The sequence below is a fragment of the Cryobacterium sp. CG_9.6 genome, from assembly GCF_029893365.1.
GTDB lineage: Bacteria > Actinomycetota > Actinomycetes > Actinomycetales > Microbacteriaceae > Cryobacterium.
Genome location: NZ_JARXUZ010000001.1, coordinates 3291327 through 3315109, shown reverse-complemented (window position 1 = coordinate 3315109; position 23783 = coordinate 3291327). Strand labels below are relative to the sequence as shown.

Below are 23783 nucleotides of genomic sequence, written 5' to 3'. Positions count from 1 at the left end.
AGCGCACTCCGCTTGGATTCGAGGGTGGATGGGACGATTCTACAGGTTGGTCGGTGTGGCCGATCAGCCAGCGTTCAGCCCGCTCTGGCCGATCAACACGCCGCGCAGCACGTCGCGAATGGCCGCGAGACCGTCATAGGTCTCGACGAAGCTCGTGCTCAGCGGCGACAACCCGATGCGCAGGCCCTCGGGGCTGCGGAAATCGGGGATGACGTCGTGCTCCCACAGCGTTGTGGTCACCTGGCGCATGGCCGGGTGGTTGATGGTGAGGTGCCCACCGCGATGCGAACTCTCGCGCGGTGAGGCCACAGTGACGCCCATCGGTGCCAGCCAGTCGTCGGTCAGGGTAATCGCGAACTCGGTCAACGCCACCGATTTGGCGCGCACCTCGGCGATGCTCGCCTCCTCGATCATGCCGATCGTGTCCTGCATGGCCAGCATGGCCACCACGGCAGGCGTGCCGCTCATGAAACGGCGGATGCCCTCGGCCGGCACATACTCCGGCCCCATCGCAAACACGTCCCGCGTTCCCATCCAGCCTTGAATGGGCTGGGCGAGTACGTCCTGCAGGTCGGTGCGCACGTAGCCGAACGCGGGGGACCCGGGGCCGCCGTTGAGGTACTTGTAGGAGCACCCCACAGCGAGGTCGGCCTCACACAGGTCCAGTTCCACGGGGACAGACCCGGTGGAATGGGAGAGGTCCCACATGATGAGCGCGCCGTGTTCGTGAGCGATGCGGCTGATTCCGCGCATGTCCGCAATGTAGCTGGAGCGGTAGGCCACATGACTGAGCACTACGAGCGCGGTCTGCTCGCCCACAACCTCACGCACTTGCTCCGGCGTCACGCCGCCCTCGGTTGATGACCGAATCCAGCGCAGCGTGAGCCCGCGCTCGGCCGCGATGCCCTCGAGCACGTAGCGGTCGGTGGGAAAGTTGTCGGTGTCGAGCACGATTTCGGTGCGTGTGGGGCGCGAATCGACCGCGGCACGGGCGAGTTTGTATAGCAGCACCGTGGTCGAGTCGCCCACGAAGGTCTGCCCTGGCGCGGCGCCGAGGGCCACCCGGCCGATGTCGTCGCCGATTTTCAGCGGCAGTTCCATCCACGATTCGTCCCACCCTCGAATGAGGCGCTCGCCCCACGCGTGGGTGATGAACTCGGCAATGCGTTCGGCGCTGTCTTTCGTGGGCCGGCCCAGGGAGTTGCCGTCGAGGTAGGCGAGGGGATTCGCCTGCTCGGAGGGGGCATCCGTTCCAATGAAGCGCTTGCGATAGTGGGCGAGCCCGTCGATGCGGTCCATGCGCCGGGCGAACGTGAGGTGCGCATCGGTGCCCACCGTGGCTGCGGGGACGTGGCTCGAATCAGTCTGCGAGGTCATGAGAGTCCTTCATCGGTTGGCACGGAGTGAGGTGTGCTGGGGAGTGATTGCCGCGCGGGCCGTGCACAGCCAGGCGGCGAAGTCTGCTGGGTTACTTGGGCGCTCGCCCTCTATAACGGTAACCCGATCGGGGTCGGCGTGGCTCCAGTCGAGTCCCGCCTCGCTTGTGAGGGCCGCGAGCACGGCGTCCGGTGAGAGACCGGCGTTCAGGAGCGCATCGATCTCCCGTCGGTTCAGTCCCACGGGCAGCGCTCCGTTGCCGAGGTCGGTGCCATAGAGCACCTGTCCGCCGGCCCGGTGGAAGCGGGCGAGATTGTCACTCGCCAGCTCGAAACTCGGGGTGTGATCACCGTGTCCGTGAATATCGAGCGTGCTGATCCAGGTCAGGCGCCCCGCCATGGCTGCAATGACCGCGTCGTCGAGGCGTTCGGTGAACGGCGTGTGCGCGAGCATGTCCACACCGACCTCGAATGCGCGTTCGGCCTGCCCCGCCCCCTCGGCGTGCGCCACAACGGGCACCCCGAGTGCGCGTGCCCGGGCCACGATCGCGTTGAGAACATCACTGGCGAGCACGGGGCCGGCCACCGAATTCAGCGTGACCTTCACAACGGATGCGCCGCCCGCCACCTGCTCGTCAACGGCGGCCTGAGCGTCGCCGCGCGTGGCGACCTCGCGCACACTCCCCGTCGGAACCCACACCGTCTGCGCGGGGTATCCGCCGGGTGCGGCGAGGAACTGGCCGGCGAACACGGTGGTGGGGAGGCTCGGGGCGCTGGTGCTGGCCGGGGCGTGCTGGCCGGTTTTCTTCCGGCGGGGCAGCCCGGGTGGGCCCCAGTGTCCGCCCAGGTCCAGCACTCGGGAGATTCCGTTGGCCAGAAGCGGCGCGGGATCAATCAGCGCCAGGTGCACGTGGGCGTCGAGGAACGGCGGGAGCACGCTCATGCGAGCACCGGTGCGCGCTGCTGATCGAGGTTGTGAGCGGATGCGCGGAGTCTCGCGATCGCTGGCGATGCCGCACGGTGCCGGGGTGCGCGAAGATGAGCCGGCATGCCCTAGCGACCGATCTCGGTGCGCACCGCGAACAGCTCGGGGAAGAAGGTGAGTTCCAGTGCCTTCTGCAAGAAGGCCGCGCCGCTCGACCCACCGGTGCCCGGCTTCATGCCAATGATGCGCTGAACGGTTTTGAGGTGTCGAAAGCGCCACAGCTGAAAGTTGTCTTCGAGGTCCACGAGCTCTTCACACGCCTCGTACGCACTCCAATGCTCGCTCGCATTCTCATAGATGCCGCGGAAGGTGGCGACGAGGTCGGGGTGATACACCCACGCCTCGGTAACGTCGCGGTTCAGAATCTCGGCCGAGACGTCGTAGCCGTTCCGAGCCAGATACCGCAGAAACTCGTCGTAGATGCTCGGTGCCTCGAAGACGGCGGTGAGGAGTGCGAGAGCGGCGGGGTCGCTCGCAAACACGTCGAGCATCCGCTTATTCTTATTGCCTAACGCGAACTCGACCGCTCGATATTGGTAGGACTGAAAGCCCGAGGAATTGCCGAGAAATCCGCGGAATTCGGCGTATTCGGTGGGGGTGAGGGTCGCCAGCACCGACCACTGCTCGGTAAGTGTGCGCTGAATGTGCTTGACGCGGGCAATGCGCTTGAGCGCCGGGGCGAGGTGATCGACACGCAGCGACTCGGTGGCCGCCCGGAGCTCGTGCAGCATGAGTTTGAGCCAGAGTTCGGTGGTTTGGTGCTGAATGATGAAGAGCAGCTCGTCATGGTGCTCCGGAACGCTCACGGGCTTCTGCGCCATGAGCAGGGTGGGCAAGTCCAGGTAGGCCCCGTAGCTCATGCGCTCACGAAAGTCGGTGACGATCTCCGGGTCAAAGTCGCGGGTGTTGTGCTCGACAGGCATGCGTGGTCCATTTCCGAACTCGGTGAGGGTTCGCGATACCGAGTTGCGTTCCCTGAATTCTGCGGTGTGCGCGGCTCGGATGCAAGACTGGGGCCGGTTCGCGGGCCGGTGTACAGGCCGCACGGAGGATTCCCTCCGCCATTGTGGAGGTGGGGGACCTAGAATCGACCCATGACTTCGTCGACTCGTGCTTCCCAGGAAGGTTCGCAACCGCGGCGCCGTGACGCCCGGCAGAACCGGGAGCGCCTGGTAACCGAGGCGCGTGCGCTGTTTGCGACCGCTGGTGTCGATGCGTCCCTCGAAGAAATTGCGCGCCGCGCTGATGTGGGCGTGGCCACTCTCTACCGAAACTTTCCTACTCGCGACGACCTTATTCGCGCCCTGTACGAGTTGGCGCTCGCCGAGCTCACCTCCGTGCGCGGCGAGATCGAGGCGGCCCCTACGGCCTGGGACGGCGTGGTGGTGTACACCGAACGTGTGGCCGAGTGGCTCGTGGCCGACCCAGCCCTGCCGCCCATTTTGAAGCGGATGGCCCTCCTCGACCCCGCGAATCAGCCAGCCGCTCAGTTTGACGGCTTCATTGCCGCACTGGTGACCCAGGCTAAAAAAGACGGTGACCTGCGCCCCGACGTGGATGCCGTCGATATCGCCGTGCTCGTGACCATGGTGGGGTCACTGGGCAGCCTGGGTGACGGGTACGCCGGCCAGTGGCGGCGGCAGTTGTCGATCGTGCTCGACGGCCTGCGGCCGGCCGGGTATGCGCGGCCGAAGCTCGCCGGTCGTCCGCTCAACGCCAAGGAATTCCGGGCCACCCTGCACGGCCTCACCCGACGAGCCAAGCGCGCCGGCCGTTCCGGTCACGGCCCCGTCGCGTAGGTTCCCGCCGCGACTGTCCCGCGTGCGGGCATCCGCTGGCGACGTTTGCACCTTCCGGGTGCCCGCGAGGGTGTCATTGGCGCGACTCGCCTGCGTTCTGGTGGGGTCGCCGGCGTGACTGGCGGCGTTCGCGCCTTCCGGGTGCCCGCGAGGGTGTCATTGGCGCGACTCGCCTGCGTTCTGGTGGGGTGCGGGGTCGGTTGCTAGTTCAGGAGATGTGGCTGCGTGCATCCGCTGGGTGGCGGTTTGGCGCGGTGGTTGCGTGCGTGCGCGGGTGGATCTCCTGAACTAGCGACGGGGTGTGCCGGGTGAGGCGTCTGGCGGGGGAGCGGGAACCGTACCTAGTCCTGGTGCAGGCGGATGATGTTGCCGCAGGTGTCGTCGAAGTCGGCGGTGGTTCCGTAGACATCGGTTGTGGGGGCCGCGATGAAGCGCACTCCGAGCGCCACCAAACGCTTGTGCTCTGCCGCCACATCGGCGCTGCCGAAGACGATTGCGGGGAGCCCGAGGCGCGCAATGCCCTCCTGATAAGTCTTGGCCACCTTGGTATCGGTGGGTTCCAGGAGCAGACCGACGCCGTGGGGATCTTCGGGCGAGCGAACGATGTAGAGCTCTGCCTCGGGTGCCTTCATAAGCTCATCGAAGCCAAGGATCTTGGTGTAGAAATCGAACGCGTCGGCAGGATCCTTGACGTGCACGCTACACATTTTGATTCTCATGGAAGAAGACTATCGAAGCCGTGTTTCGCCGTGGTTTCCGTTGCGCCAAACGTCATCGGGAGCAGCAGAGTCGCCGCCGCTACGGGAAGTGGTGGCCGCTACGGAGACAGGCTGAGGTCGCTGCCGAAATCGAGGGGCGCTACCGTAACCGGCGTAGCGGCCCCCGATTTTAGGCGCGATGGCGATTTCCGACCGTCCGGGCCCGGGCGCGGGCGCGGGCACGGGCCAGGACACGGGCGCGGCTCAGGCCGGCAACGGGCCAGACACAGGTCAGGCGCGGGTGAGGCGCTCGAGCAGTTCGCGGTAGCGTGCGGCGGTCTGCTCCACGATCTCGGCGGGCAGCAGCGGCGGGGTCCCCGTGCCGTCCCAGTGCGCGGCGAGCCAGTCGCGCACGATCTGCTTGTCGAAGCTGGCCATGCGCGACTCCGGGGTCGTGCCGGTGCGCCACGCTTCGGCGTCCCAGTAGCGGCTGGAATCGCTCGTGAGTACCTCGTCGGCCAGCGTTGTGACGCCCGTCTCCCGGTTCGCGCCGAACTCAAACTTGGTGTCGGCGAGAATAACGCCGGCGTTCTCGGCAATGGTGGATGCCGTGGCGAACAGCGCGAGCGACAGGTCGCGCAGCTCAGCCGCTACGGTCTCGCCCACGAGCTCCACGGTGCGCTCAAACGAGATGTTCTCGTCGTGCTCACCCATCGGCGCCTTCCAGGCCGGTGTGTAAATCGGTTCCGGCAGCCGGTCGCCGTTCGTGAGTCCGGCCGGCAGAGCAATGCCGCACACCGACTGGCTCTCCTGGTATTCCTTCCAGCCCGAGCCGGTGAGGTAGCCACGCACCACGCACTCCACCGGAAACATGTCGAGAGTGCGGCAGAGCATCGCGCGCCCGGCAACGGCAGCCGGAATGAGCTCGCGCACCGTGTCGCCGGCAAGTTCGTGGTCGGCCACCAGGTGATTGGGTACCAGGGTCAGCCGGTCGAACCACCAGAGGCTCAACGTGGTGAGCAGCTCACCCTTTCCGGGAATCCCCGGCTCCAGCACGTGGTCGAACGCGCTCACCCGATCGCTCGCTACCACGAGCACGCGGGCGGCGGTCGTGAGGTCGGTATCCGCTGTCGGCGTTGTCGCAATATAGAGGTCGCGCACCTTGCCCGAGTAGGCATGGTGCCAGCCCGGCATGGTGAGGGCGACGGATGCTGTGGGCTGCTCGGATTCGATCACTCCAGTATTCTCCCCTACTTGAGCAAAGCCACGTCCGAAACGAGCACGATGTGCGCGAGCATGGCCGCCTTCGCCGCCTCGGGATCCTGCGCGCGAATCGCCGCTGTGATCACCCGATGGGAGGCCAGGGACTGCGCGGGGCGTCCGGGCTGGCCGAGGGATTCCAGCCGCGTCTCGAGAATCATCTCGGCGATGAAGGTCATCAGTTGGGCGAGCACGGTGGAGTGCGCGGCCGCCGTGACGGCCTGATGAAACAGCTCATCGCCGCGGGCACCCTTGCCGCCGGAGTCGATCTCGGCCTTCATGACATCGAGGGCGTTCTCGATGGCCGCGAGTTCGGCATCCGTTCGACGTTCCGCGGCCAGCTCGGCGAGCTTCACCTCGAGCGTGCTGCGGGCTTCGACGATGTCGGGTAGTCGATTGCGGTGTTCGCTCAGACCTTTTATAACGGATGCCACGCTCGGCCGGTGCACGAGAACCGCGCCGGTGCCGTGCTGCACGTCGATGACTCCCAAAACTTCGAGCGCAACGAGGGCCTGAGCGAGGGTGGCTCGGGACACTCCGAGTCGTTCGGCAAGTTCCCGTTCGGCGGGGAGCAGGTCGCCAGGGCCGAGGTGGGCGGACTCGATATACCCGAGAATCTGCGTCACCAGCTGCTCATAGAGGCGGGGTTTGGACACGCGTGTGAAGGGCTGGGGTAGTGGATCCCGATGCACGTCTGCCTCCCGCAATCTTGTTGGCACTCAGAATACACGCTTGACAACTCACCTACTGTCTAGGAGGCTAGGCCAGTGAGCCATTTGCTCACGAAGCTAATTGAGCCACTTTTCGTAGTGCCAATGGAGGAACAAAGATGTCCGCTCCCGTTATATCGATAATCATTCTCGCGGTGATGTTCTTGATCGCCACCCTGCTCCCCGTCAACATGGGGGCGCTGGCCTTCGTCGGGGCGTTCCTGCTCGGCGCCGTCTTCCTGGGGATGGAAACCAAAGATATTCTCGCCAACTTCCCCGGCGGCCTGTTCCTCACCCTCGTGGGCGTCACCTATCTCTTCGCCATTGCGCAGGGTAACGGCACCATTGACCTGCTCGTGCGCGGTGCCGTGCGGCTCGTCGGCGGCCGGGTGGCCCTCATCCCCTGGGTGATGTTCGTCATCACCGCCCTCATCACAGCCGTGGGCGCTCTCTCCCCGGCGGCCGTGGCCATCGTGGCCCCGATCGCCCTCGGATTCGCTCGCAAATACAAGATCAGCCCGCTTCTCATGGGCATGATGGTCATTCACGGGGCCCAGGGCGGTGGCTTCTCGCCAATCGCCGTCTACGGCGTCATCGTGAACAGCCTCATCGCCACCACCGGCCTCGAGGCCAGCCCCACCGCGGTCTTCCTGTCGAGCCTGATCTTCAACTTCCTCATCGCCGTGGTGCTGTTCGCGGTGCTCGGCGGTCGCAAGCTGATGTCGTCTCGCGTCGGACACTTCGTGGAGCAGGCCGCTGAGGCCCGCATGAGCGTGAGCGTTGCCGCTCGTGCCGGCGGAGATGTGAACTACAAGGGCTTCGGCTCGGGCATCTACGGCCCCCGCGACCCAGCCGGCGACGGCGTTGACGCCACGGAGACCGCGTCCCCGCGCGTTCCTCAGCTCGTCACGCTTGCCGGCCTCATTGCGCTCGCCGTGATCGCACTCGGATTCAAAGTGGATGTGGGCTTTGTCGCCATCACGATCGCCGTCATTTTGGCTCTCGTCTCGCCCTCCGCGCAGAAGGGTGCGGTCAACAAGATCAGCTGGTCCACCGTTCTGCTCATCTGCGGAATGCTTACCTTTGTGGGCGTGCTCGAAGAGGCCGGAACCATCGAGTTCGTGTCGAACGGCGTTGCCGCCCTCGGAATGCCGCTGCTGGCCGCGCTTCTGATCTGCTACATCGGCGCGGTTGTTTCTGCCTTCGCCTCCTCCACCGCTATCCTCGCCGCCCTGATTCCGCTCGCTGTGCCATTCCTGGCCACGGGTGAAATCGGAGCGATCGGCGTGATTTGTGCCCTGGCGGTGGCCTCGACCATCGTCGACGTGTCGCCCTTCTCCACCAACGGTGCGCTCGTGCTCGCCAACGCACCCGACGACGTAGACAAGGACCGCTTCTACAAGCAGATCCTCGCCTACAGCGGGATCGTCGTCGTGGCCGGCCCGGCCATCGCCTGGCTCGTGCTGGTTGTTCCCGGGTGGCTGTAGACCAACACAGCCACACGCATCCACTTGAGAAAGGTTCGACCATGACCACGCAGACCACCTCCGCACCGCTCACCGCTCCGCTCACCGAGACCCGACAGGGCCCGCTCGCCGGGTATGTAGTGGTGGATCTCAGCCGTGCGCTGGCTGGGCCGCACGCCAGCATGATGCTGGCCGACCTCGGAGCCCGCGTGATCAAGGTGGAGACCCCCGGCACGGGTGATGACACCCGTGGCTGGGGGCCGCCCTTCGTGGGCCCTGCCGACGACCCGCAGTCCACGTATTTTCTCTCGTGTAACCGCAACAAGGAATCCATCGCCCTCGACCTCAAGAGCGACGACGGCCGCAGCGTGCTGACCGAGCTGCTGCTGCGGGCCGACGTGGTGGTGGAGAACTTCCGTCCGGGCGTGCTCGACCGTCTCGGGTTCTCACCCGAAGCCATGCACGCCCTCAATCCCTCGCTGGTGATTCTCTCGATCACCGGTTTCGGCCACGACGGCCCCGAGTCCAGCCGCAGTGGGTACGACCAGATCGTGCAGGGCGAGGCCGGGCTCATGTCCCTCACCGGCTCCGCCCCCGACGACCCGCAGCGGGTGGGGGTTCCCATCGCCGACCTCCTGTCGGGCATGTACGGCGCCTTCGGTCTGCTCGCGGCGCTCCTCGAGCGGGAACGCACGGGAGTGGGGCAAGTGGTGCGCACCTCACTGCTCGCGTCGCTCGTGGGCGTGCACGCGTTTCAGGGAACCCGGGCAACCGTGGCGGGTGAGGTGCCTGAGGCACAGGGCAACCATCATCCGTCTATTGCCCCCTACGGACTGTTCGCGTGCCGCAAGGGCAGCGTGCAGATCAGCATCGGCAGCGAAAAGCTGTGGGCCACCTTTGCCCGCGAGTTTGGGCTCGACCCGGACCGGCCGGAGTATGCCAGCAACGCCCAGCGGGTGCGCAATCGGGACGACCTCAAGCGTGAGATAACGGATGTCTTCGCTCACTTTGACGCCGCCGACCTGCTCGCAAAATTGGATACCGCGGGCCTCCCGGCCGGCAAGGTGCGATCCCTCGACGAGGTCTACAAATGGGACCAGGTGTTGTCGCAGGGTTTGCTGATCGAGGTCGACCACGACGTGCTTGGACCGATCAACCTTCCGGGCCCGCCCCTGCGATTCTTCGGACCCGCCGACGAGTTCGAGACAACGAACACCCAGCACACCGCTCCGCCGGTTCTTAACCAGCACGGCGACCACATTCGAGCCTGGCTCGGCAACTCCCCGGAAGGTGTCTGACATGACCAGTGCAACCGCAGCAAAGACGACCCACCTGACCGCCACCGAACTCATTGGCGTGGTGCTCGATGAGGGCACCTTCGCGAGCTGGGACCACCCCGTGGTTGACCCCGACCCGAACGAGTCCTATGCGAGCGACCTGCAGCGGGCGCGGGAGAAGACCGGCATCGATGAAGCTGTGCTCACCGGCGAGGGTCTCATTCGCGGCCGCCGGGTGGCCGTGGTGGTCAGTGAGTTCTCGTTCCTGGCCGGTTCCATTGGGCTCTCGGCGGCAGACCGCATCGTGGATGCCATCGAGCGGGCCACGCAGGCCGGCCTGCCGCTCTTGGCCGGGCCCGCCTCGGGCGGCACGCGCATGCAGGAGGGAACGCTGGCGTTCCTGTCCATGGTGAAGATCACTGCTGCCGTGCACGCTCACCGTCAGGCCGGGCTGCCGTATCTGGTGTACCTGCGCCATCCCACCACCGGTGGGGTTATGGCTTCGTGGGGCTCACTCGGCCACATCACCGTGGCCGAACCGGGCGCTCTGCTCGGGTTTCTCGGCCCGCGGGTTTATGAGGCGCTCTACGGCAAGCCGTTTCCCACCGGCGTGCAGGTTTCCGAGAATCTTTTTGATAAGGGCATCATCGATGCGGTGGTGCCGCCCGAGCAGCTGCCGGAGATTCTCGATCGCGTGCTGACCGTTCTGCAGTCCAAGCCGCTCGGACCGGTGACGGCGCCGGACTCGCTTGAGGTGCGGCCCGTGGCCGGCGATGCGTGGGCATCCATTCAAATTTCGCGTAATCCCCGGCGACCGGACCTGCGTCAGCTGTTGGCGTGGGGCGCCCATGATGTGCTGCCGCTCAACGGGACCGGCGAGGGCGAAAACGACCCGGCGCTCATGCTCGCGCTCGCCCGGTTTGGGGAGCAGGGGTGCATTGTGCTCGGGCACCGGCGGCCGCGACCGTCGCAGGACACGAAGATGGGCCCCGCATCGTTGCGCGAAGCCCGCCGCGGCATGCGCCTGGCCGAAGAACTGGGCCTGCCGCTGCTGACCGTGATTGACACCGCCGGCGCCGCGCTGTCGAAGGAGGCCGAGGAGGGGGGCATGGCCGGTGAAATCGCTCGGTCTCTGCTCGAACTTGTTGGGCTGCGGTCGCCGACCGTGTCCGTGCTGCTCGGGCAGGGTGCGGGCGGCGGGGCGCTGGCCCTGCTGCCAGCCGACCGCACGATTGCCGCGCAGCACGCCTGGCTGTCGCCGCTGCCACCAGAGGGGGCCAGTGCCATTGTGCATCGCAGCACGGACTTTGCGCCGGCCATGTCGGAGGCGCAGGGCGTGAACGTGGCGTCACTGTATCGCAACGGAATTGTCGATCACATTGTGGACGAACGTCCCGATGCCACCCTCGAGGGCAAGGCATTCTGTCAGCGCATGGCATCGGCCATCGAATACGAGCTGTCCATGCTCTCGACCACTCCCGTCGCCCAGCTGTTGCCGCTGCGTGTGGCCAAGTACCGTGCCATGGGTCGCCTCACCTGACCTCGTTCACGCCGCCTGCCCCGTGCACGGTTGCTAGTTCAGGAGATCTGGCCGCGGGCAGCGGCTCGGCCGCGTGTTTGCGCGGGCTGGTGTGGTGCCGCGCGCCCGATCTCCTGAACTAGCGACACTGAAGCCGGGTAGGTGCATGCCGCCGGTCGGGGCGCGCGGGCGGTGGCTGGGTGCCGGCGCGGGGCTTGTTGCTGGGGTTTCCGCCGTGCGTGGTTGCTAGTTCAGGAGATCTGGCCGCGGGCAGCGGCTCGTCCGCGTGTTTCTGCGGGCTGGTGTGGTGCCGCGCGGCGGATCTCCTGAACTAGCGACGACGGCGGCAGGTCAGGCGACGCGAGCCGCGATGTCCGTGCGGAACTGGGCGCCCGAGAGGGACACCTGCGCGAGCGCGTCGTACGCGCGGGAGCGCGCCTCGCCGAACGACGCCCCCACGGCAACGACACTCAGCACGCGACCACCGGTGGACACGAGTGAGTCGCCCTCGGCAGCGGTCGCGGCGTGCGCCACGGTGACGCCGGGCACCACGAGCGCGGCATCGAGCCCGGTGATCGGGCGGCCAATGAGCGGGGTCTCCGGGTAGTTCTCGCTCGCGAGCACCACGGTCACGGCCACATCGGTCGAGAACTCGGGCCAGTCCCGGCCATCCAGCGCGCCGGTCGACGCGGCAAACAGCAGCTCGGAGAGCGGCGTGACCAGGCGCGGCAGCACCACCTGGGTCTCCGGGTCGCCGAACCGTGCGTTGAATTCGATCACACGAATGCCGTGCTTCGTGAGAATGAGTCCGCAGTAGAGGAGTCCGATGAACGGGGTGTCCTGTTGCTCGAGCTGGCGCACGGTGGGCAGTGCCACGGTGTCGATGATCTCCTGAACAAACAGGCGCTCGCTCCCGAATTCGGCATCGAGCCACGGCAGCGGCGAGTAGGCGCCCATGCCGCCGGTGTTCGGGCCCTCGTCGTTGTCGCCGAGGCGCTTGTAGTCCTGGGCGGGGGAGAGCGGCAGCACATTGTGGCCGTCACTCAGCAGGAACAGTGAGATCTCCTGGCCGTCAAGAAACTCCTCAACCAGGATGCTGCCGTGCTCAAGCCAGAAGGTGGCGTGCGCGAGCGCTGCGGCGAGATCCTCGGTCACGAGCACGCCCTTGCCGGCGGCCAGGCCATCGGCCTTCACCACATACGGGGCGCCGAACTCACTGAGGGCGGCTTGCACCTCGATGAGGGTTCCGGCGCGCACGGCACGCCCGGTGGGCACGCCGGCATCGTCCATGATGCGCTTGGCGAAGGTCTTGCTGCCCTCAAGGGCGGCGGCGGCGCGGTTGGGACCGAACACGGCGATTCCGCGGGTGCGCAGCGCATCGGCGACACCCGCCACGAGCGGTGCCTCGGGCCCGATCACCACGAGTTCCACGCTGTGCAGCAACGCGTAGTCGGCCACGGCCACCGGGTCGTTGGGGTCGAGCGCGACGACGGGCACATCGGCGGCGATGCCGGCATTGCCCGGGGCCGCCTCAATCACATGACCCGGCTCCTCCCGAAGCAGCGCGGTGATGATGGCGTGCTCGCGGGCACCGGATCCGAGAACCAGAATTTTCACAGCTTCAGGCTACCGGATGCCTTCGGCCACCCCCACCTGTCATTCTGCGTGGGGCGGTGGGTCAGTCCGTAGCCGCAGTGGGGGAGACCGCATCGGGGTGGTCCGGGTCCACTCCACCGGGGAAGTGTGTAATGGTCTCCTCCGTACCGCGGTCACCCGGCTTACCGGGATGAAGCGGCATCTCCACATCCGGGCCTTCGAACGAGTTCTCGTCGGTCTCGCTGGTGTCGCTGGTGTCGGGGGAAAAAGACATTCGGAATCTCCATCGATCGGTCAGGGTGAATATCTTGAGGCTAAGCCTTTTTGCTGATCTCTGACAGGGAACTCGTCGTCCACAGCAGAGGGACGGTACGTCGTGCACAACTACTACTGTGGAAGAGTGCTTCTTCGACTGATTCAGATCTCGCGACCCGTTTTATGGGTCAATACGATCGGCACGACCGTAATCGCCCTGTGGCTCACCGGCGACCTGTGGCGATGGGACGCCCTCCCGCTGCTGCTCTGGGCCACGCTTCCGTTCAACCTGCTGATTTACGGCGTCAACGACATCTTCGACCAGGAGACGGATGCCCTCAATTCGAGGAAGGGCGGACTCGAGGGTGCACGTATTGCCGCCTCCGAGTTCCGCCGAATTCTTGTTGCGGTTCTCCTGACCAACCTGCCGTTCGTGCTGTACTTTCTCTTCGTCCTGCCGCTCGGCGCACTGGTGTGGATCCTGGCGTATCTGGTGATCTTCGTGCAGTACTCGGCACCGCCGCTGCGTTTCAAGGCGAGAGCCTTTCTCGACGCGTTGAGCAATGCGGCCTACGCGTTTCCGCTGGTGTTCGTGCCACTTGCCTTCGGGGAATCCCCGGTCTGGGGCGCAGCCATTGGGCTGATGGCCTGGAGCGTGGCCAAGCACGCCTTCGATGCCGTGCAGGACATTGACGAGGACCGCACCGCGGGAATCGTCACCACGGCGGTGCGGCTGGGGCCGCGCGGCACCGCGCTGTGGAGCGCCGCGTGGTGGCTGGCGTCAACCGTGTGCTTTGCCTTTGTCAGTATTCCGGTCGCCTCGGTGAATCTACTCATTGCCGGCTGGCTTGTGCTGCGCCTCCTGCGGGATCCGACACCGAACGGTGCCCGTCGTCTCTACCGCTATTCGATTGCATTCCCGTACGTGGCCGGTTCGGTTGCGGGCGTGCAGATCGTCGCTGCCTTAATGCTGGGAGTCTTGTCATGACCACGAAATCACCTCGTCGAATTGTTGTGCTCGGAGCCGGGATTGGCGGTCTTACGGCTGCGGCACTGCTCGCTCGGGCTGGGCACACCGTCACGGTGCTGGAAGCAAACGAGTGGGTGGGCGGGAAGAGCCGTCGGCTCACCATCGATGGCCAGCGAATCGATACCGGTCCCTCGCTCGTGACGTTTCCGGCGGTGTGGGATGAGCTGATGCGCCGCTACGACGCCCTCGGTGGTGCGGGCGCTGCCGACAGCGCCTCTTCGGTTGGACAGCTTCAGCTGCGACGTCTCCCCGAAGTGGGGCGCTACTTCTACGCTGGGCAGACCGTCACGCTTCCGGTCGAGGAGGGACACCCGTGGCGGGCGGCGTGGGAACGCTTCGATCGTGAGCACGGCGGCCTCGGTCCGCAGATCACCGCGCTACTCACCTCGGATCCGCTCGACCCGAAGGCACTGCCCGCGGTGGGTGCCCTCGCTCGCCTGTATGGAACCCGGCTCACGACCAAGCGCTTCCTCGATGGCCTCACCTGGATGCCCGAGGGATTGCGTGAGGTGATCGCGATCCACACACTGAATGCCGGGGTGCCCCCCACGAAGAGCCTCTCGCTCTATGCGAGCATGCCGGCAGTGATGGCCCGGGACGGTGTCTGGGTGCCCGAGGGCGGGGTCAATGAACTGCCGCTCGCCCTGCATCGGCTTGCCCTCCACGCCGGAGCGACCGTGCACACCGGCGAGAGCGTGATCTCGGTGGAGCGCTCGCGCGTGCGCACGGCCACGGCCGAGTACCCGGCCGACCTGGTGGTGAGCGCCCTCGATCCGGGCGTGCTCGCCGGGCTGCTGCACGGCGGCCCCGTGCGGTCCCGCGGTCTGACCTGCTCGGGCGTTGCAATTTACGGTGTGCTCAACGAGCTTTTGCCCAGCAACACGGCCACGCACTCCGTGGTGATGCCCGACCACCCCGCCTCGCTTCATCGCAGCCTCGCCGCGCGGGTCGTGCCCGACCAGACGATGGCCTTCGTCAATTACTACCGTCCGGGCGAAATCTACCCCAATGAGAAGGCCACCGTGGCGGTACTGCTGACCGCACCCGCCGACGGTCGTCGCTATGGGCTCGACGACACCTTCGTAAGCCGCGAGGTGGAGCGAATCAGCACGGTCATGGGACTCGATCGTCCGCTCACCGACCTGCTCGGTGAGCACCAGATTCTTGATCCCGAGTATTTCTCCGGCTGGGGCGCAACGGGCGGGGCGCTGTACGGCGCGACCAAACCGCTCTGGCAGAGCGGCCCGTTTCACACGCCCGCCTACCGGGATGTTCGACGCCGCTGGCTCTGGCGGGTGGGCGCCTCGGTGCATCCCGGCGGCGGCATCCCGGCGGTGCTCGGTGGCGCAATGACATCCAGCGCCAAACTGTTGCGCACCCTGCGCGACTAAACCGGTGCCGCCCGGCGGCGCCCACGAGCGCGCCGATCGCGCAGACTAGAGACATGGCACGAGCACGAATAGATGATGGCGCTGGCAGGGTAGCGGTGCGCGCGGCGCTGGCCGAGGGAGCCGGCGCGAGCCGGGACATCCGTGCTCAGGCGGTGCGCTACACCCTGCAGCTGCTCGCGGAGCAGGCCGAGGGCAACACCCTCGAGGTGCGCGTGCCGCCATTTGGCGCCGTGCAGTGCGTGGCCGGACCCCGTCATACCCGCGGCACTCCGCCCAATGTGATTGAAACGGATGTCGCCACCTGGCTTGCCCTCGCCACCGGCGGCCTCACGTGGACCGACGGCGTCGCATCCGGTCTGATTCACGCCTCGGGCGCCCGGGCCGACCTCGCCGGCCACGTTCCGGTTCTTCCACTCTGACCTTCACGCGCCGGCGCCGCCCGGCTGTTAGGCGAGAATTGCGGCGACCTCGGTGAGTGTGGGCATCGAGGTGGTGGCGCCCACACGGGTGACCGAAATTGACGAGGCCACCGTGGCCCAGCGGAGCGCGTCGACCATGGTCTCCTCGGTCACCGCGCCGGTCGAGAGCGCCAGCCGCGCCACGAGGGCGCCCACGAACGTGTCGCCGGCAGCGGTCGTGTCCACGGCCTGCACCGGACGAGCGGGTGCCAGCCCGAGAACCTCGCCGTTGTAGGCGATCACCGATCCCTCCGCGCCGAGGGTCACAATCGCCCAGGTTGCGCCCGCACTCAGGCTTTCGGCCGCCCGCACCGGATCGGATTCGCCGGTGAGCTGCTCGGCCTCAATCTGGTTGGGCACCACCAGATCAACCGACGCGAGAAAACCCTCCGGCAGCGGCATAACCGGTGCCGGCGTGAGCACGGTGAAGACGCCGGCCTCCCGGGCCACGGCAATGGCCTGCACGAGCACGGCCACCGGCAGCTCGCACTGCATCACGAGAAACGCGGCCCCGGCAATCGTGGCCCGCTGCGCCGCCGACAGGTCGGTGACGGTCGCGTTCGCGCCGGACACCACCACAATCGAGTTCTCCCCGGAGTCCACCACCGAAATGTGCGCGGTTCCGGTCGGTTCGGTCGACACCGCTACACCCTCAGAACGGATGCCTTCGGTAGCGAGAACGTCACGCAGTTGCGCGCCATAGGCATCCGCTCCCACGGCCCCCAGAAAGTCGACCTCGCCGTCCAACCGGGCTGCCGCGACCGCCTGATTGAGACCCTTACCGCCCGGCACGGTGTGGAAACCGGTACCAAAAATGGTCTCTCCGGGTTGGGGGAGTCGGGTCTGACGCACGACCAGATCCATATTGGCACTACCCAGTACTGCAATTCTGTTCACTGCCTCAGTCTTGCATGGCAGAATGAGGCAGTGAGTTCTTACGAACAGCCCGAACAGCAGCCCACGCCCTCGACCGCCGACAGTACCGAACCTGCCGAGTCCCTCATCGGTGAGGACACCCTGTCGGTACACCGATCACCCCGCTACACGAACTTCATGGTTCTGGGCGCTGGCCTCGGTGTGCTGGTGGCGCTCGTGCTCACGACGACCTTTCCGGAAAACCCGGAATTCACCAAGGTGCAGGTCTTCGGTTTTCTTCTGCTCGTCTGCCTCGCCGGCGGCGTGCTTCTCGGCTGCATTCTGGCCCTCATTCTTGACCGCATCATCGGTCGCCGTGCCTACACGGTGGTCGCGGATAGACTCGGAACAGATGATGTTCGCGCCCCGGCGCCGCCTGAGTCAACCGACACCCAAACATTCATTGAGAAATCAGAGTAAAGGGGCTGTACCTTGGCCGGTGGCGATGGACTGCTAAATCATGACCTTCTTCCCAATGAGAAGGGGCCACAGGATGCCTGTGGTGTGTTTGGCGTGTGGGCTCCCGGTGAAGAGGTAGCCAAGCTCAGCTACTTCGGGCTCTACGCCCTGCAGCACCGTGGCCAAGAATCGGCTGGGATCGCTACGAGCGACGGCGACAAGATTCTGATCTACAAGGACATGGGACTCGTCTCCCAGGTCTTCAACGAGGCTTCGCTCAGCACGCTCCTCGGGCATATTGCCGTGGGACACACCCGGTACTCCACCACGGGTTCGTCGAGCTGGCAGAATGCGCAGCCCACCCTCGGCCGCACGGCTGCCGGAACGGTGGCCCTCGGTCACAACGGAAACCTCACCAACACCGCTGAACTTCTCGAGCTGGTGCGCGAACGCTACCCGATGGTCGATGGTGAACTGGCCCGTGGCAACACCACCGACACGGCGGTCATCACGGCCCTCCTCACCGGTGACCTCGACCACACGCTGGAGACCACCGCTTTGGAAGTGCTGCCGCGTCTGCGCGGTGCCTACTGCCTCGTGTTCATGGACGAAACCACCCTCTATGCGGCTCGCGACCCGCAGGGTGTGCGGCCACTCGTGCTGGGTCGTCTCGAACGCGGCTGGGTTGTCGCGTCGGAGACCGCCGCCCTCGACATCGTGGGCGCGAGCTTCGTGCGTGAGGTCGAGCCGGGTGAACTCATCACCATCGACGAGAACGGGCTGCGCACCCAGCGTTTTGCGAAGGCAGACCCCAAGGGCTGCGTGTTTGAGTACGTGTACCTGGCCCGACCCGACACCACGATCGCGGGTCGCGGCGTGCACGAGGCCCGGGTTGAAATGGGTCGCCGCCTTGCCGCGGAGCACCCAATCGAGGCCGATCTCGTGATTCCCACGCCCGAATCCGGTACGCCGGCCGCCATCGGGTACGCCCAGGCCTCCGGTATTCCATTCGGTCAGGGCCTCGTGAAGAACTCCTACGTGGGGCGCACCTTTATTGCACCGTCGCAGACCATCCGGCAGCGCGGCATCCGCTTGAAGCTCAACCCGCTGAAGAATGTGATCAAGGGCAAACGCCTGATCGTGGTCGATGACTCGATCGTGCGCGGCAACACGCAGCGTGCCCTCGTGAGCATGCTGCGGGAGGCCGGCGCCGCGGAGGTGCACGTACGCATCTCAAGTCCGCCCATCACGTGGCCGTGTTTCTACGGCATCGACTTTGCGTCGCGGGCCGAACTGGTGGCAACGGGCCTTGAGATCGACGAGGTGCGCCAGTCGATCGGCGCCGACTCGCTCGGTTACCTCTCCGAGGACGGCATGATTGAGGCCACCGAGCAGCCGCGCGAGCGACTCTGCACGGCGTGCTTCACCGGAATTTACCCCATTGCACTGCCCGAATCACAGCACCTCGGCAAGAACCTGCTGGAACGACAGCCCGCAAGCAACGGCTGCGACCCCGGCCCCGACTCCGAGTTGGAGGCGGTGCTTGCGCCCACCACCACGCGGGAAAACGCCCTCGCGGCGCTCGGGCAGGTTCCTTTCGGCGATCCAGGAAGACAAGAATGACGAATGCGTCCTATGCAGCAGCCGGAGTCGACACTGCGGCGGGTGACCTCGCCGTTGAGCTGATGAAGTCCGCCGTGTCCAAAACCCACGGTCCCGAGGTCTGGGGTGGTGTCGGCGGGTTCGCGGGACTCTACGACGTGTCGTTCCTCACCAAGTTTCGCCAGCCCCTGCTCGCCACGTCCACAGACGGCGTGGGCACGAAGGTCGCCATCGCGCAGGCCATCGATAAGCACGACACCATCGGCCAGGACCTCGTGGGAATGGTCGTCGATGACATCATCGTTGTCGGCGCGCGGCCGCTGTTCATGACCGACTACATCGCCTGCGGCAAGGTCGTTCCCGAGCGCATCGCCTCGATCGTGGCCGGCATTGCCCGCGCCTGCGCCGAGACCGGTACCGCCCTGGTGGGCGGGGAAACCGCCGAACACCCGGGGTTGCTCGGTGTGGACGACTACGACGTGGCCGGCGCGGCCACGGGTGTGGTGGAGGCAGACCAGGTGCTGGGCGCCGACAAGGTGGTTTCCGGTGACGTCGTCATCGCCCTGGCCTCCTCGGGATTGCACTCCAACGGCTACTCGCTCGTGCGCCACATTCTTTCTCAGCGCGGCATCGGCTACACCGACACGTCGGCAGAGTTGGGTGGTGTCGTGGGTGAGGTGCTCCTCGAGCCCACTCGCCTGTACACCGGCCCCCTGCTCGATGTGCTCGGCGACCCGGCACTCTCCGGCGTGGTGCACTCCCTCAGTCACGTGACCGGCGGCGGGATTGCCGCCAACCTGGCCCGCGTGCTGCCCGTGGGATCCTGGGTCGAGGTCGACCGCTCCACCTGGTCACCGGCACCGGTGTTCCGCGTGCTGAGCGACATGGCCGGATCCTCCCTCGAAAGCTCGGAGGGCACGTGGAACCTGGGCATCGGCATGTTCGCGGTCGTCGATGCGGGTTCCGCGTCCTCGGTGATCGCGAGCCTGAAGGCCAGCGGAATTGCAGCCTGGGTCACCGGGCGCGTGTCCCTCGCGCCGCGAGACATCACCGGCTTTGAGCAGGGCGCCAAGGGCGTCAACGGTGGCGCGGTGCGACTCGTCGGGTCCTACGCGAACTGACGCCGTACTGCTGAACCGCTGAGTTGCCGAGCGGATGCCGCGGGCTGTCGATCTGACTCCGCCCGCGGCGCGCGCGGCGCAGGGTCAGAGCCTGGTGGGTACACGAAAGACTCTCGGCACGCATGCGTGCCGAGAGTTGTGGTCTCGAGGTTCACCGGTGACGGTGCCGCGAACTCAGGCGCTTCGCTGCTCGTCTTCGGTCGCGTAGTGATCGACGTACTGGTCGTCGTCCTCATCGTCGTCGGACGCAACGGCCGCAGCCTTATCGGCTTTGTCCTTTTCATACTCCGGCCATTTGGCCAGATCCTCGTCGAGACGCGGGTCGGACGGATGCCCGGTGAGCTCGCGTTCGAGCGCGTTGTAGTTCGTATCGGGACTGAAATACTTCAGCTCCCGAGCGACCTTGGTGTGCTTTGCTTTTTGACGGCCGCGCCCCATGCGTGACCCCCTTACGATGCCAGGCCGAGTGAGCCGGAGTCACTCGGGAGTTGCCGAACAAAATGTGTAAAAAATCTAAACGCCAGTTTAGCATGACGCGTGGTGTTAGTCGCTGACGCGGGGCACAGGTGCACATGCGACACTGAGTTGTGACGGTTAGTGACTCAAGCGTGTCTGTCGTCATCATTGGTGCCGGTCAGGCCGGCCTCTCGGTGGCCTATTACCTGCAAACCCTCAATTTAGCCGCTGGTCGGGATTTTGTCCTCTTTGATCGCTCACCTCATGCGGGTGGAGCATGGCAACACCGGTGGGAATCCCTGCGGCTCGGCGATGCTCACCGCGTCAATGATCTTCCATTCTTGAGTGATTTGGGTCTTCGCTTTGATACCGCAGACCGGCAGCGGCCGGCGCGGGACGTGGTGTCGGAGTACTACGCCGCGTATGAAGAGCACTTCGCTCTGGCGGTCGTGCGTCCCGTCACTGTCACCGGCGTCACGGAGTGCGCGGGGGATCTGATCGTGGCCACGTCGTCGCCCGTGTTCGGGGAGCGCACGACCGCCACGCGGGTGCTGGTGAACGCGACGGGCACCTGGGGCGCACCGTTCATTCCGCACGCCTCGGGCGCCGAGACGTTTCTCGGCCGCCAGATTCACACCAGCGGCTACACCTCGGCAGAGGACTTTGCCGGTTTGAACGTGGTGGTCGTGGGCGGCGGCACGTCGGCCATCGGCTTCATGCTTGAACTGGAAGGCGCAGCCGACACGCTCAGCTGGGCAACCCGGCGACCGATCGGCTGGGTGGACTCGGAGCACCTTGACCTGGAGGAAGCCGTTGCTGCGGTAGCCATGCAGGACACCGCTGCCCGCGCCGGACAAGCCCTGCCCAGCATCGTGAGCGGAACCGGTGTGCCACTCACCGCGCGCCTGCGCTCCGCCCGTGACCGCGGCCTGCTCGTGCCGCGGGCCATGTTCACGAGCATTGAGCCCACCGGGGTGCGGTGGCCGGACGGCAGCTTCAGCCCGGCGGATGCCATCATCTGGGCCTCGGGTTTTCGGCCGGAGCTTCGACACCTGGCACCCCTGAAGCTGCGCGCCAAGGCGGGTGGGTACGCGGTCGCTGCCGGGGCATCCGTTGCCGATCCCCGGATATTCTTTGCCGGGTATGGACCCCAGGCCAGCACGATCGGCGCCAACCGTGCCGGTCGGCTCATCGCCCGACAAGTCGTGGCTCAGCTCGCTGCACAGCCCTGACCCGGTTCCGCCGCCGGTGGGGCGACCGGGCGGCGCTATTTGCGCTTGCGGCGCCGTGACGCCGACGGACGCGAGACCGTGGACACCCCGGGCGCGAGTGGTGTTGACCGCGTTGACCGGTCACCCCCGGCTGGCGTCAAGGGTTTGCGGGGTACCGGTGTAGGACGCACGGGCTCACCGCGACGATCCTGGCCGGGAATGGGCCGAGACCGGCGACCGTAGATGAGCGCGGACGAGTCGAGCAGCCACGGCACGAGGGCGATCGTGACGCCGTGCACCAGCATGAGCTTCTGGCGCAGGCGGCGGGCCTTGTGGTTGTGCAGCAGGCCTTCCCACCAGTGACCCACGATGTAGATGGGTGTGTACACGGTGACGACCTCGGAGCCGTGATCCTCGCGGCGGCCGCGGATGTAGCTGATCAGCGGCCAGCTGATGTCGCGGTACGGTGACGCCACGATGCGCAGCGGCACCTGAATGTTCTGTTTCACCCAGGCGCGCTTGAGAATCTTCGTCTCGGCATCGTCAATGGAGACGTGCACGGCCTCGAGGGTTTCATGGCGGGCCGCGATGGCGTAGTCGAGGGCCTTGAGCACGGGCTTCTGCATCTTGCCCACGAGCACAATGGCGTGGTCGCCGCTGGACCCGAAGGTGGTGAGGGGGTCAACCTCGATCTCTTTCGCCACGTCACGGTAGTAGCGGTTGACGCCCATCATGAGGGCGAACAGCACCGGCATGAGCACGAAGACAAGCCAGGCGCCGTGCGTGAACTTGGTGACGGTCACAACAATCAGCACCACGCCGGTGAGCGCCGCACCGAAGCCGTTGATCATCAGGCTCCCGATGATGGACGCGCGGTGCGGCGGATTGGTCTTGAGCAGGTTGAGCCAGTGCTTCACCATGCCGGTCTGGCCGAGGGTGAAGGACACGAACACACCGATGATGTAGAGCTGAATCAGCAGGGTGAGGTTGGCGCGGTACACGATCATGATCACGCAGGCGGCCAGCGCCAGCACGACAACGCCGTTGGAGTAGATGAGACGGTCGCCGCGGGTGCTGAGGGACTTGGGCGCGTAGGAGTCGCGGGCCAGAACGGAGCCGAGCAGCGGGAAACCGTTGAACGCCGTGTTGGCCGCGAGCAGCAACACTGCGGCCGTCGCTGCCTGCAGCACATAGAACATGATCGAGTAGTTGCCGAAGGTGGCCGCCGCCACCTGCGCGATCAGGCTGCGCTGTGGAGCGGTGGCACACTCTGCCCAGCCGATCAGATCGCAGGGGTCCTCCGCGTAGTGCACCTTCGAGGCGAGTGCCAGAGCGGTGAGGCCCACGAAGAGCACAATGGCGATGCCGCCCATCAGGGTGAGGGTGATCTGTGCGTTCTTCACCTTGGGGCGTTTGAAGGCGGGAACGCCGTTGGCGATGGCTTCCACACCGGTGAGGGCGCTGCATCCGCTGGCAAACGAGCGCAGCAGAAGCAGAATGAACGCGGCCTGGGCGAGGTTTTGGCCCTCCACGTTGAACCCGGCGGACTCGGCCACGGGGGTGTCGCCGAGCGCCGTGCGCACGAGGCCCACAATGATCATGAACAGCACGCTGGCGACGAACAGGTAAGTGGGGAATGCAAAGGCCTTGCTCGACTCGCGCACCCCCCGCAGGTTGACGGCGGCAAGCAGAATGATGAAGAGGACGGCCATTTCCACGCGGAACGGGTCCAGCGCGGGAATGGCAGAGATGATGTTGTCTACCCCGCTGGCCACCGACACCACCACGGTCATCACGTAGTCCACGAGAAGAGCGGATGCCACGATCAGGCCGGCCTTTTCGCCCAGGTTACGGTGGGCTACTTCGTAGTCGCCACCGCCGGAGGGATAGGCCTTGATCAGCTGGCGGTACGACGCGACAACGACCACGAGAAGAACAACAACCACCGCTGCCACCCAGGGGGCAAAGCTCAGAAAAGCGAGGCCACCCAGGGTCAGAATCATCAGGAGCTCTTGCGGCGCATACGCCACGCTCGAGAGCGGGTCGCTGGCAAAGATCGGCAAGGCCAGGTGCTTGGGAAGCAGCTGCCCTTCCAAGTGCTCGGTGGGGAGCGGATCGCCAATGATCCACCGCTTGGCGGATCGGTTTTCCGGTACGGGGGCGTTTGCCTCTGGTGTCACGAGGGATGACACTACACCTATCGTGGGCCGTGTCAAATGGAGCCTCCGTCCTTCGCATTCGAGGCACAGCTGAGGACGG

Annotated in this window: 22 protein-coding genes; 11 read left to right on the top strand and 11 right to left on the bottom strand. The window is 66.0% G+C overall.

From position 1 onward, the window contains the following. Positions 1–63 precede the first annotated feature (63 nt). The 3 genes from H4V99_RS15380 to kynA form a co-directional block, all read right to left on the bottom strand. Positions 64–1299, bottom strand: coding sequence for an aminotransferase class V-fold PLP-dependent enzyme (locus H4V99_RS15380; RefSeq protein ID WP_280680162.1), 1236 nt, complete (start codon positions 1297–1299; stop codon positions 64–66). 87 nt (positions 1300–1386) lie between these two features. Further along, the gene (locus H4V99_RS15375; RefSeq protein WP_280679763.1) at positions 1387–2319 is read right to left on the bottom strand and encodes a hypothetical protein; all 933 of its coding nucleotides are present in this window, start codon (positions 2317–2319) and stop codon (positions 1387–1389) included. A 110-nt stretch (positions 2320–2429) separates the two neighbouring features. Further along, positions 2430–3284: a tryptophan 2,3-dioxygenase gene (gene kynA / locus H4V99_RS15370; RefSeq protein ID WP_280679761.1), complete on the bottom strand. Its 855-nt coding sequence runs from the start codon at positions 3282–3284 to the stop codon at positions 2430–2432. 171 nt (positions 3285–3455) lie between these two features. Here kynA and H4V99_RS15365 point away from each other — a divergent pair, with 171 nt between their 5' ends. Continuing rightward, positions 3456–4160: a TetR/AcrR family transcriptional regulator gene (locus H4V99_RS15365; RefSeq protein WP_280679759.1), complete on the top strand. Its 705-nt coding sequence runs from the start codon at positions 3456–3458 to the stop codon at positions 4158–4160. 341 nt (positions 4161–4501) lie between these two features. Here H4V99_RS15365 and H4V99_RS15360 read toward each other — a convergent pair whose 3' ends face one another. The 3 genes from H4V99_RS15360 to H4V99_RS15350 form a co-directional block, all read right to left on the bottom strand. Next, complete coding sequence (locus tag H4V99_RS15360; protein WP_280679757.1) at positions 4502–4879, bottom strand: VOC family protein; 378 nt, start codon at positions 4877–4879, stop codon at positions 4502–4504. 270 nt (positions 4880–5149) lie between these two features. Then, positions 5150–6052, bottom strand: a complete 903-nt coding sequence (locus tag H4V99_RS15355; RefSeq protein WP_280680160.1) for a phosphoribosylaminoimidazolesuccinocarboxamide synthase — start codon at positions 6050–6052, stop codon at positions 5150–5152. A gap of 56 nt (positions 6053–6108) precedes the next feature. Then, positions 6109–6810 (bottom strand): FadR/GntR family transcriptional regulator, encoded by a 702-nt coding sequence (locus tag H4V99_RS15350; protein WP_280679755.1) that lies wholly within the window; start codon positions 6808–6810, stop codon positions 6109–6111. Between the two features lie 137 nt (positions 6811–6947). On the opposite strand from H4V99_RS15350, the gene H4V99_RS15345 reads away from it, so the two are divergent. From H4V99_RS15345 to H4V99_RS15335, 3 genes are read left to right on the top strand one after another with little or no spacing between them, the layout of a single operon-like run. Continuing rightward, the gene (locus H4V99_RS15345; protein WP_280679753.1) at positions 6948–8315 is read left to right on the top strand and encodes an SLC13 family permease; all 1368 of its coding nucleotides are present in this window, start codon (positions 6948–6950) and stop codon (positions 8313–8315) included. Positions 8316–8356: 41 nt separating this feature from the next. Continuing rightward, positions 8357–9592 (top strand): CoA transferase, encoded by a 1236-nt coding sequence (locus tag H4V99_RS15340; RefSeq protein WP_280679750.1) that lies wholly within the window; start codon positions 8357–8359, stop codon positions 9590–9592. Between the two features lies 1 nt (position 9593). Next, positions 9594–11111, top strand: coding sequence for a carboxyl transferase domain-containing protein (locus H4V99_RS15335; protein WP_280679748.1), 1518 nt, complete (start codon positions 9594–9596; stop codon positions 11109–11111). Between the two features lie 330 nt (positions 11112–11441). Here H4V99_RS15335 and purD read toward each other — a convergent pair whose 3' ends face one another. Together purD and H4V99_RS15325 are read right to left on the bottom strand one after the other, a co-directional pair. Next, the gene (gene purD, locus H4V99_RS15330; protein WP_280679746.1) at positions 11442–12707 is read right to left on the bottom strand and encodes a phosphoribosylamine--glycine ligase; all 1266 of its coding nucleotides are present in this window, start codon (positions 12705–12707) and stop codon (positions 11442–11444) included. A gap of 61 nt (positions 12708–12768) precedes the next feature. Further along, the gene (locus H4V99_RS15325) at positions 12769–12960 is read right to left on the bottom strand and encodes a hypothetical protein (RefSeq protein WP_280679744.1); all 192 of its coding nucleotides are present in this window, start codon (positions 12958–12960) and stop codon (positions 12769–12771) included. Between the two features lie 126 nt (positions 12961–13086). Between H4V99_RS15325 and H4V99_RS15320 the strand changes: the two genes are divergently transcribed. Genes H4V99_RS15320 through H4V99_RS15310 form a run of 3 tightly spaced genes read left to right on the top strand, consistent with a single transcriptional unit; the run spans position 13087 to position 15781 of the window. Then, positions 13087–13929, top strand: coding sequence for a UbiA family prenyltransferase (locus tag H4V99_RS15320; RefSeq protein WP_280679742.1), 843 nt, complete (start codon positions 13087–13089; stop codon positions 13927–13929). Continuing rightward, positions 13926–15362, top strand: a complete 1437-nt coding sequence (locus H4V99_RS15315; RefSeq protein ID WP_280679740.1) for an NAD(P)/FAD-dependent oxidoreductase — start codon at positions 13926–13928, stop codon at positions 15360–15362. The genes H4V99_RS15320 and H4V99_RS15315 overlap by 4 nt, the downstream gene beginning before the upstream one ends. Positions 15363–15415: 53 nt before the next feature. Continuing rightward, positions 15416–15781, top strand: a complete 366-nt coding sequence (locus H4V99_RS15310) for a sterol carrier family protein (protein ID WP_280679738.1) — start codon at positions 15416–15418, stop codon at positions 15779–15781. 27 nt (positions 15782–15808) lie between these two features. Here the strand turns inward: H4V99_RS15310 and H4V99_RS15305 are convergent, their stop codons facing one another. Next, entirely contained in the window at positions 15809–16717 is a 909-nt protein-coding gene (locus H4V99_RS15305; RefSeq protein ID WP_280679736.1) for a ribokinase, read from the bottom strand. A gap of 30 nt (positions 16718–16747) precedes the next feature. On the opposite strand from H4V99_RS15305, the gene H4V99_RS15300 reads away from it, so the two are divergent. The 3 genes from H4V99_RS15300 to purM are packed head-to-tail and all read left to right on the top strand — an operon-like array spanning position 16748 to position 19857. Beyond that, the gene (locus H4V99_RS15300; protein WP_280679734.1) at positions 16748–17155 is read left to right on the top strand and encodes a hypothetical protein; all 408 of its coding nucleotides are present in this window, start codon (positions 16748–16750) and stop codon (positions 17153–17155) included. 12 nt (positions 17156–17167) lie between these two features. Continuing rightward, a complete protein-coding gene (purF, locus tag H4V99_RS15295; RefSeq protein WP_280679732.1) occupies positions 17168–18757 on the top strand; it encodes an amidophosphoribosyltransferase in 1590 nt (529 codons plus the stop codon). Continuing rightward, positions 18754–19857 carry a phosphoribosylformylglycinamidine cyclo-ligase gene (purM, locus tag H4V99_RS15290; protein ID WP_280679731.1) on the top strand — a complete coding sequence of 368 codons (1104 nt, stop codon included), beginning with the start codon at positions 18754–18756 and terminating at the stop codon, positions 19855–19857. The genes purF and purM overlap by 4 nt, the downstream gene beginning before the upstream one ends. 174 nt (positions 19858–20031) lie before the next feature. Here purM and H4V99_RS15285 read toward each other — a convergent pair whose 3' ends face one another. Continuing rightward, on the bottom strand, positions 20032–20295 hold the full coding sequence (locus H4V99_RS15285; protein ID WP_280679729.1) for a DUF3073 domain-containing protein: 264 nt from the start codon (positions 20293–20295) through the stop codon (positions 20032–20034). Positions 20296–20465: 170 nt separating this feature from the next. Here H4V99_RS15285 and H4V99_RS15280 point away from each other — a divergent pair, with 170 nt between their 5' ends. Further along, positions 20466–21545, top strand: coding sequence for an NAD(P)-binding domain-containing protein (locus tag H4V99_RS15280; RefSeq protein WP_280679727.1), 1080 nt, complete (start codon positions 20466–20468; stop codon positions 21543–21545). Positions 21546–21580: 35 nt separating this feature from the next. Here H4V99_RS15280 and H4V99_RS15275 read toward each other — a convergent pair whose 3' ends face one another. Then, positions 21581–23704, bottom strand: a complete 2124-nt coding sequence (locus H4V99_RS15275; RefSeq protein ID WP_280679725.1) for an APC family permease — start codon at positions 23702–23704, stop codon at positions 21581–21583. Positions 23705–23783: the final 79 nt, after the last annotated feature.

Coding starts and splice junctions, on each gene's coding strand:
- H4V99_RS15380 (WP_280680162.1), bottom strand. CDS start 1,299: ATGGACCGCATCGACGGGCTCGCCCACTATCGCAAGCGCTTCATTGGA.
- H4V99_RS15375 (WP_280679763.1), bottom strand. CDS start 2,319: ATGAGCGTGCTCCCGCCGTTCCTCGACGCCCACGTGCACCTGGCGCTG.
- kynA (WP_280679761.1), bottom strand. CDS start 3,284: ATGCCTGTCGAGCACAACACCCGCGACTTTGACCCGGAGATCGTCACC.
- H4V99_RS15365 (WP_280679759.1), top strand. CDS start 3,456: ATGACTTCGTCGACTCGTGCTTCCCAGGAAGGTTCGCAACCGCGGCGC.
- H4V99_RS15360 (WP_280679757.1), bottom strand. CDS start 4,879: ATGAGAATCAAAATGTGTAGCGTGCACGTCAAGGATCCTGCCGACGCG.
- H4V99_RS15355 (WP_280680160.1), bottom strand. CDS start 6,052: ATGCCGGGCTGGCACCATGCCTACTCGGGCAAGGTGCGCGACCTCTAT.
- H4V99_RS15345 (WP_280679753.1), top strand. CDS start 6,948: ATGTCCGCTCCCGTTATATCGATAATCATTCTCGCGGTGATGTTCTTG.
- H4V99_RS15340 (WP_280679750.1), top strand. CDS start 8,357: ATGACCACGCAGACCACCTCCGCACCGCTCACCGCTCCGCTCACCGAG.
- H4V99_RS15335 (WP_280679748.1), top strand. CDS start 9,594: ATGACCAGTGCAACCGCAGCAAAGACGACCCACCTGACCGCCACCGAA.
- H4V99_RS15325 (WP_280679744.1), bottom strand. CDS start 12,960: ATGTCTTTTTCCCCCGACACCAGCGACACCAGCGAGACCGACGAGAAC.
- H4V99_RS15315 (WP_280679740.1), top strand. CDS start 13,926: ATGACCACGAAATCACCTCGTCGAATTGTTGTGCTCGGAGCCGGGATT.
- H4V99_RS15310 (WP_280679738.1), top strand. CDS start 15,416: ATGGCACGAGCACGAATAGATGATGGCGCTGGCAGGGTAGCGGTGCGC.
- purM (WP_280679731.1), top strand. CDS start 18,754: ATGACGAATGCGTCCTATGCAGCAGCCGGAGTCGACACTGCGGCGGGT.
- H4V99_RS15285 (WP_280679729.1), bottom strand. CDS start 20,295: ATGGGGCGCGGCCGTCAAAAAGCAAAGCACACCAAGGTCGCTCGGGAG.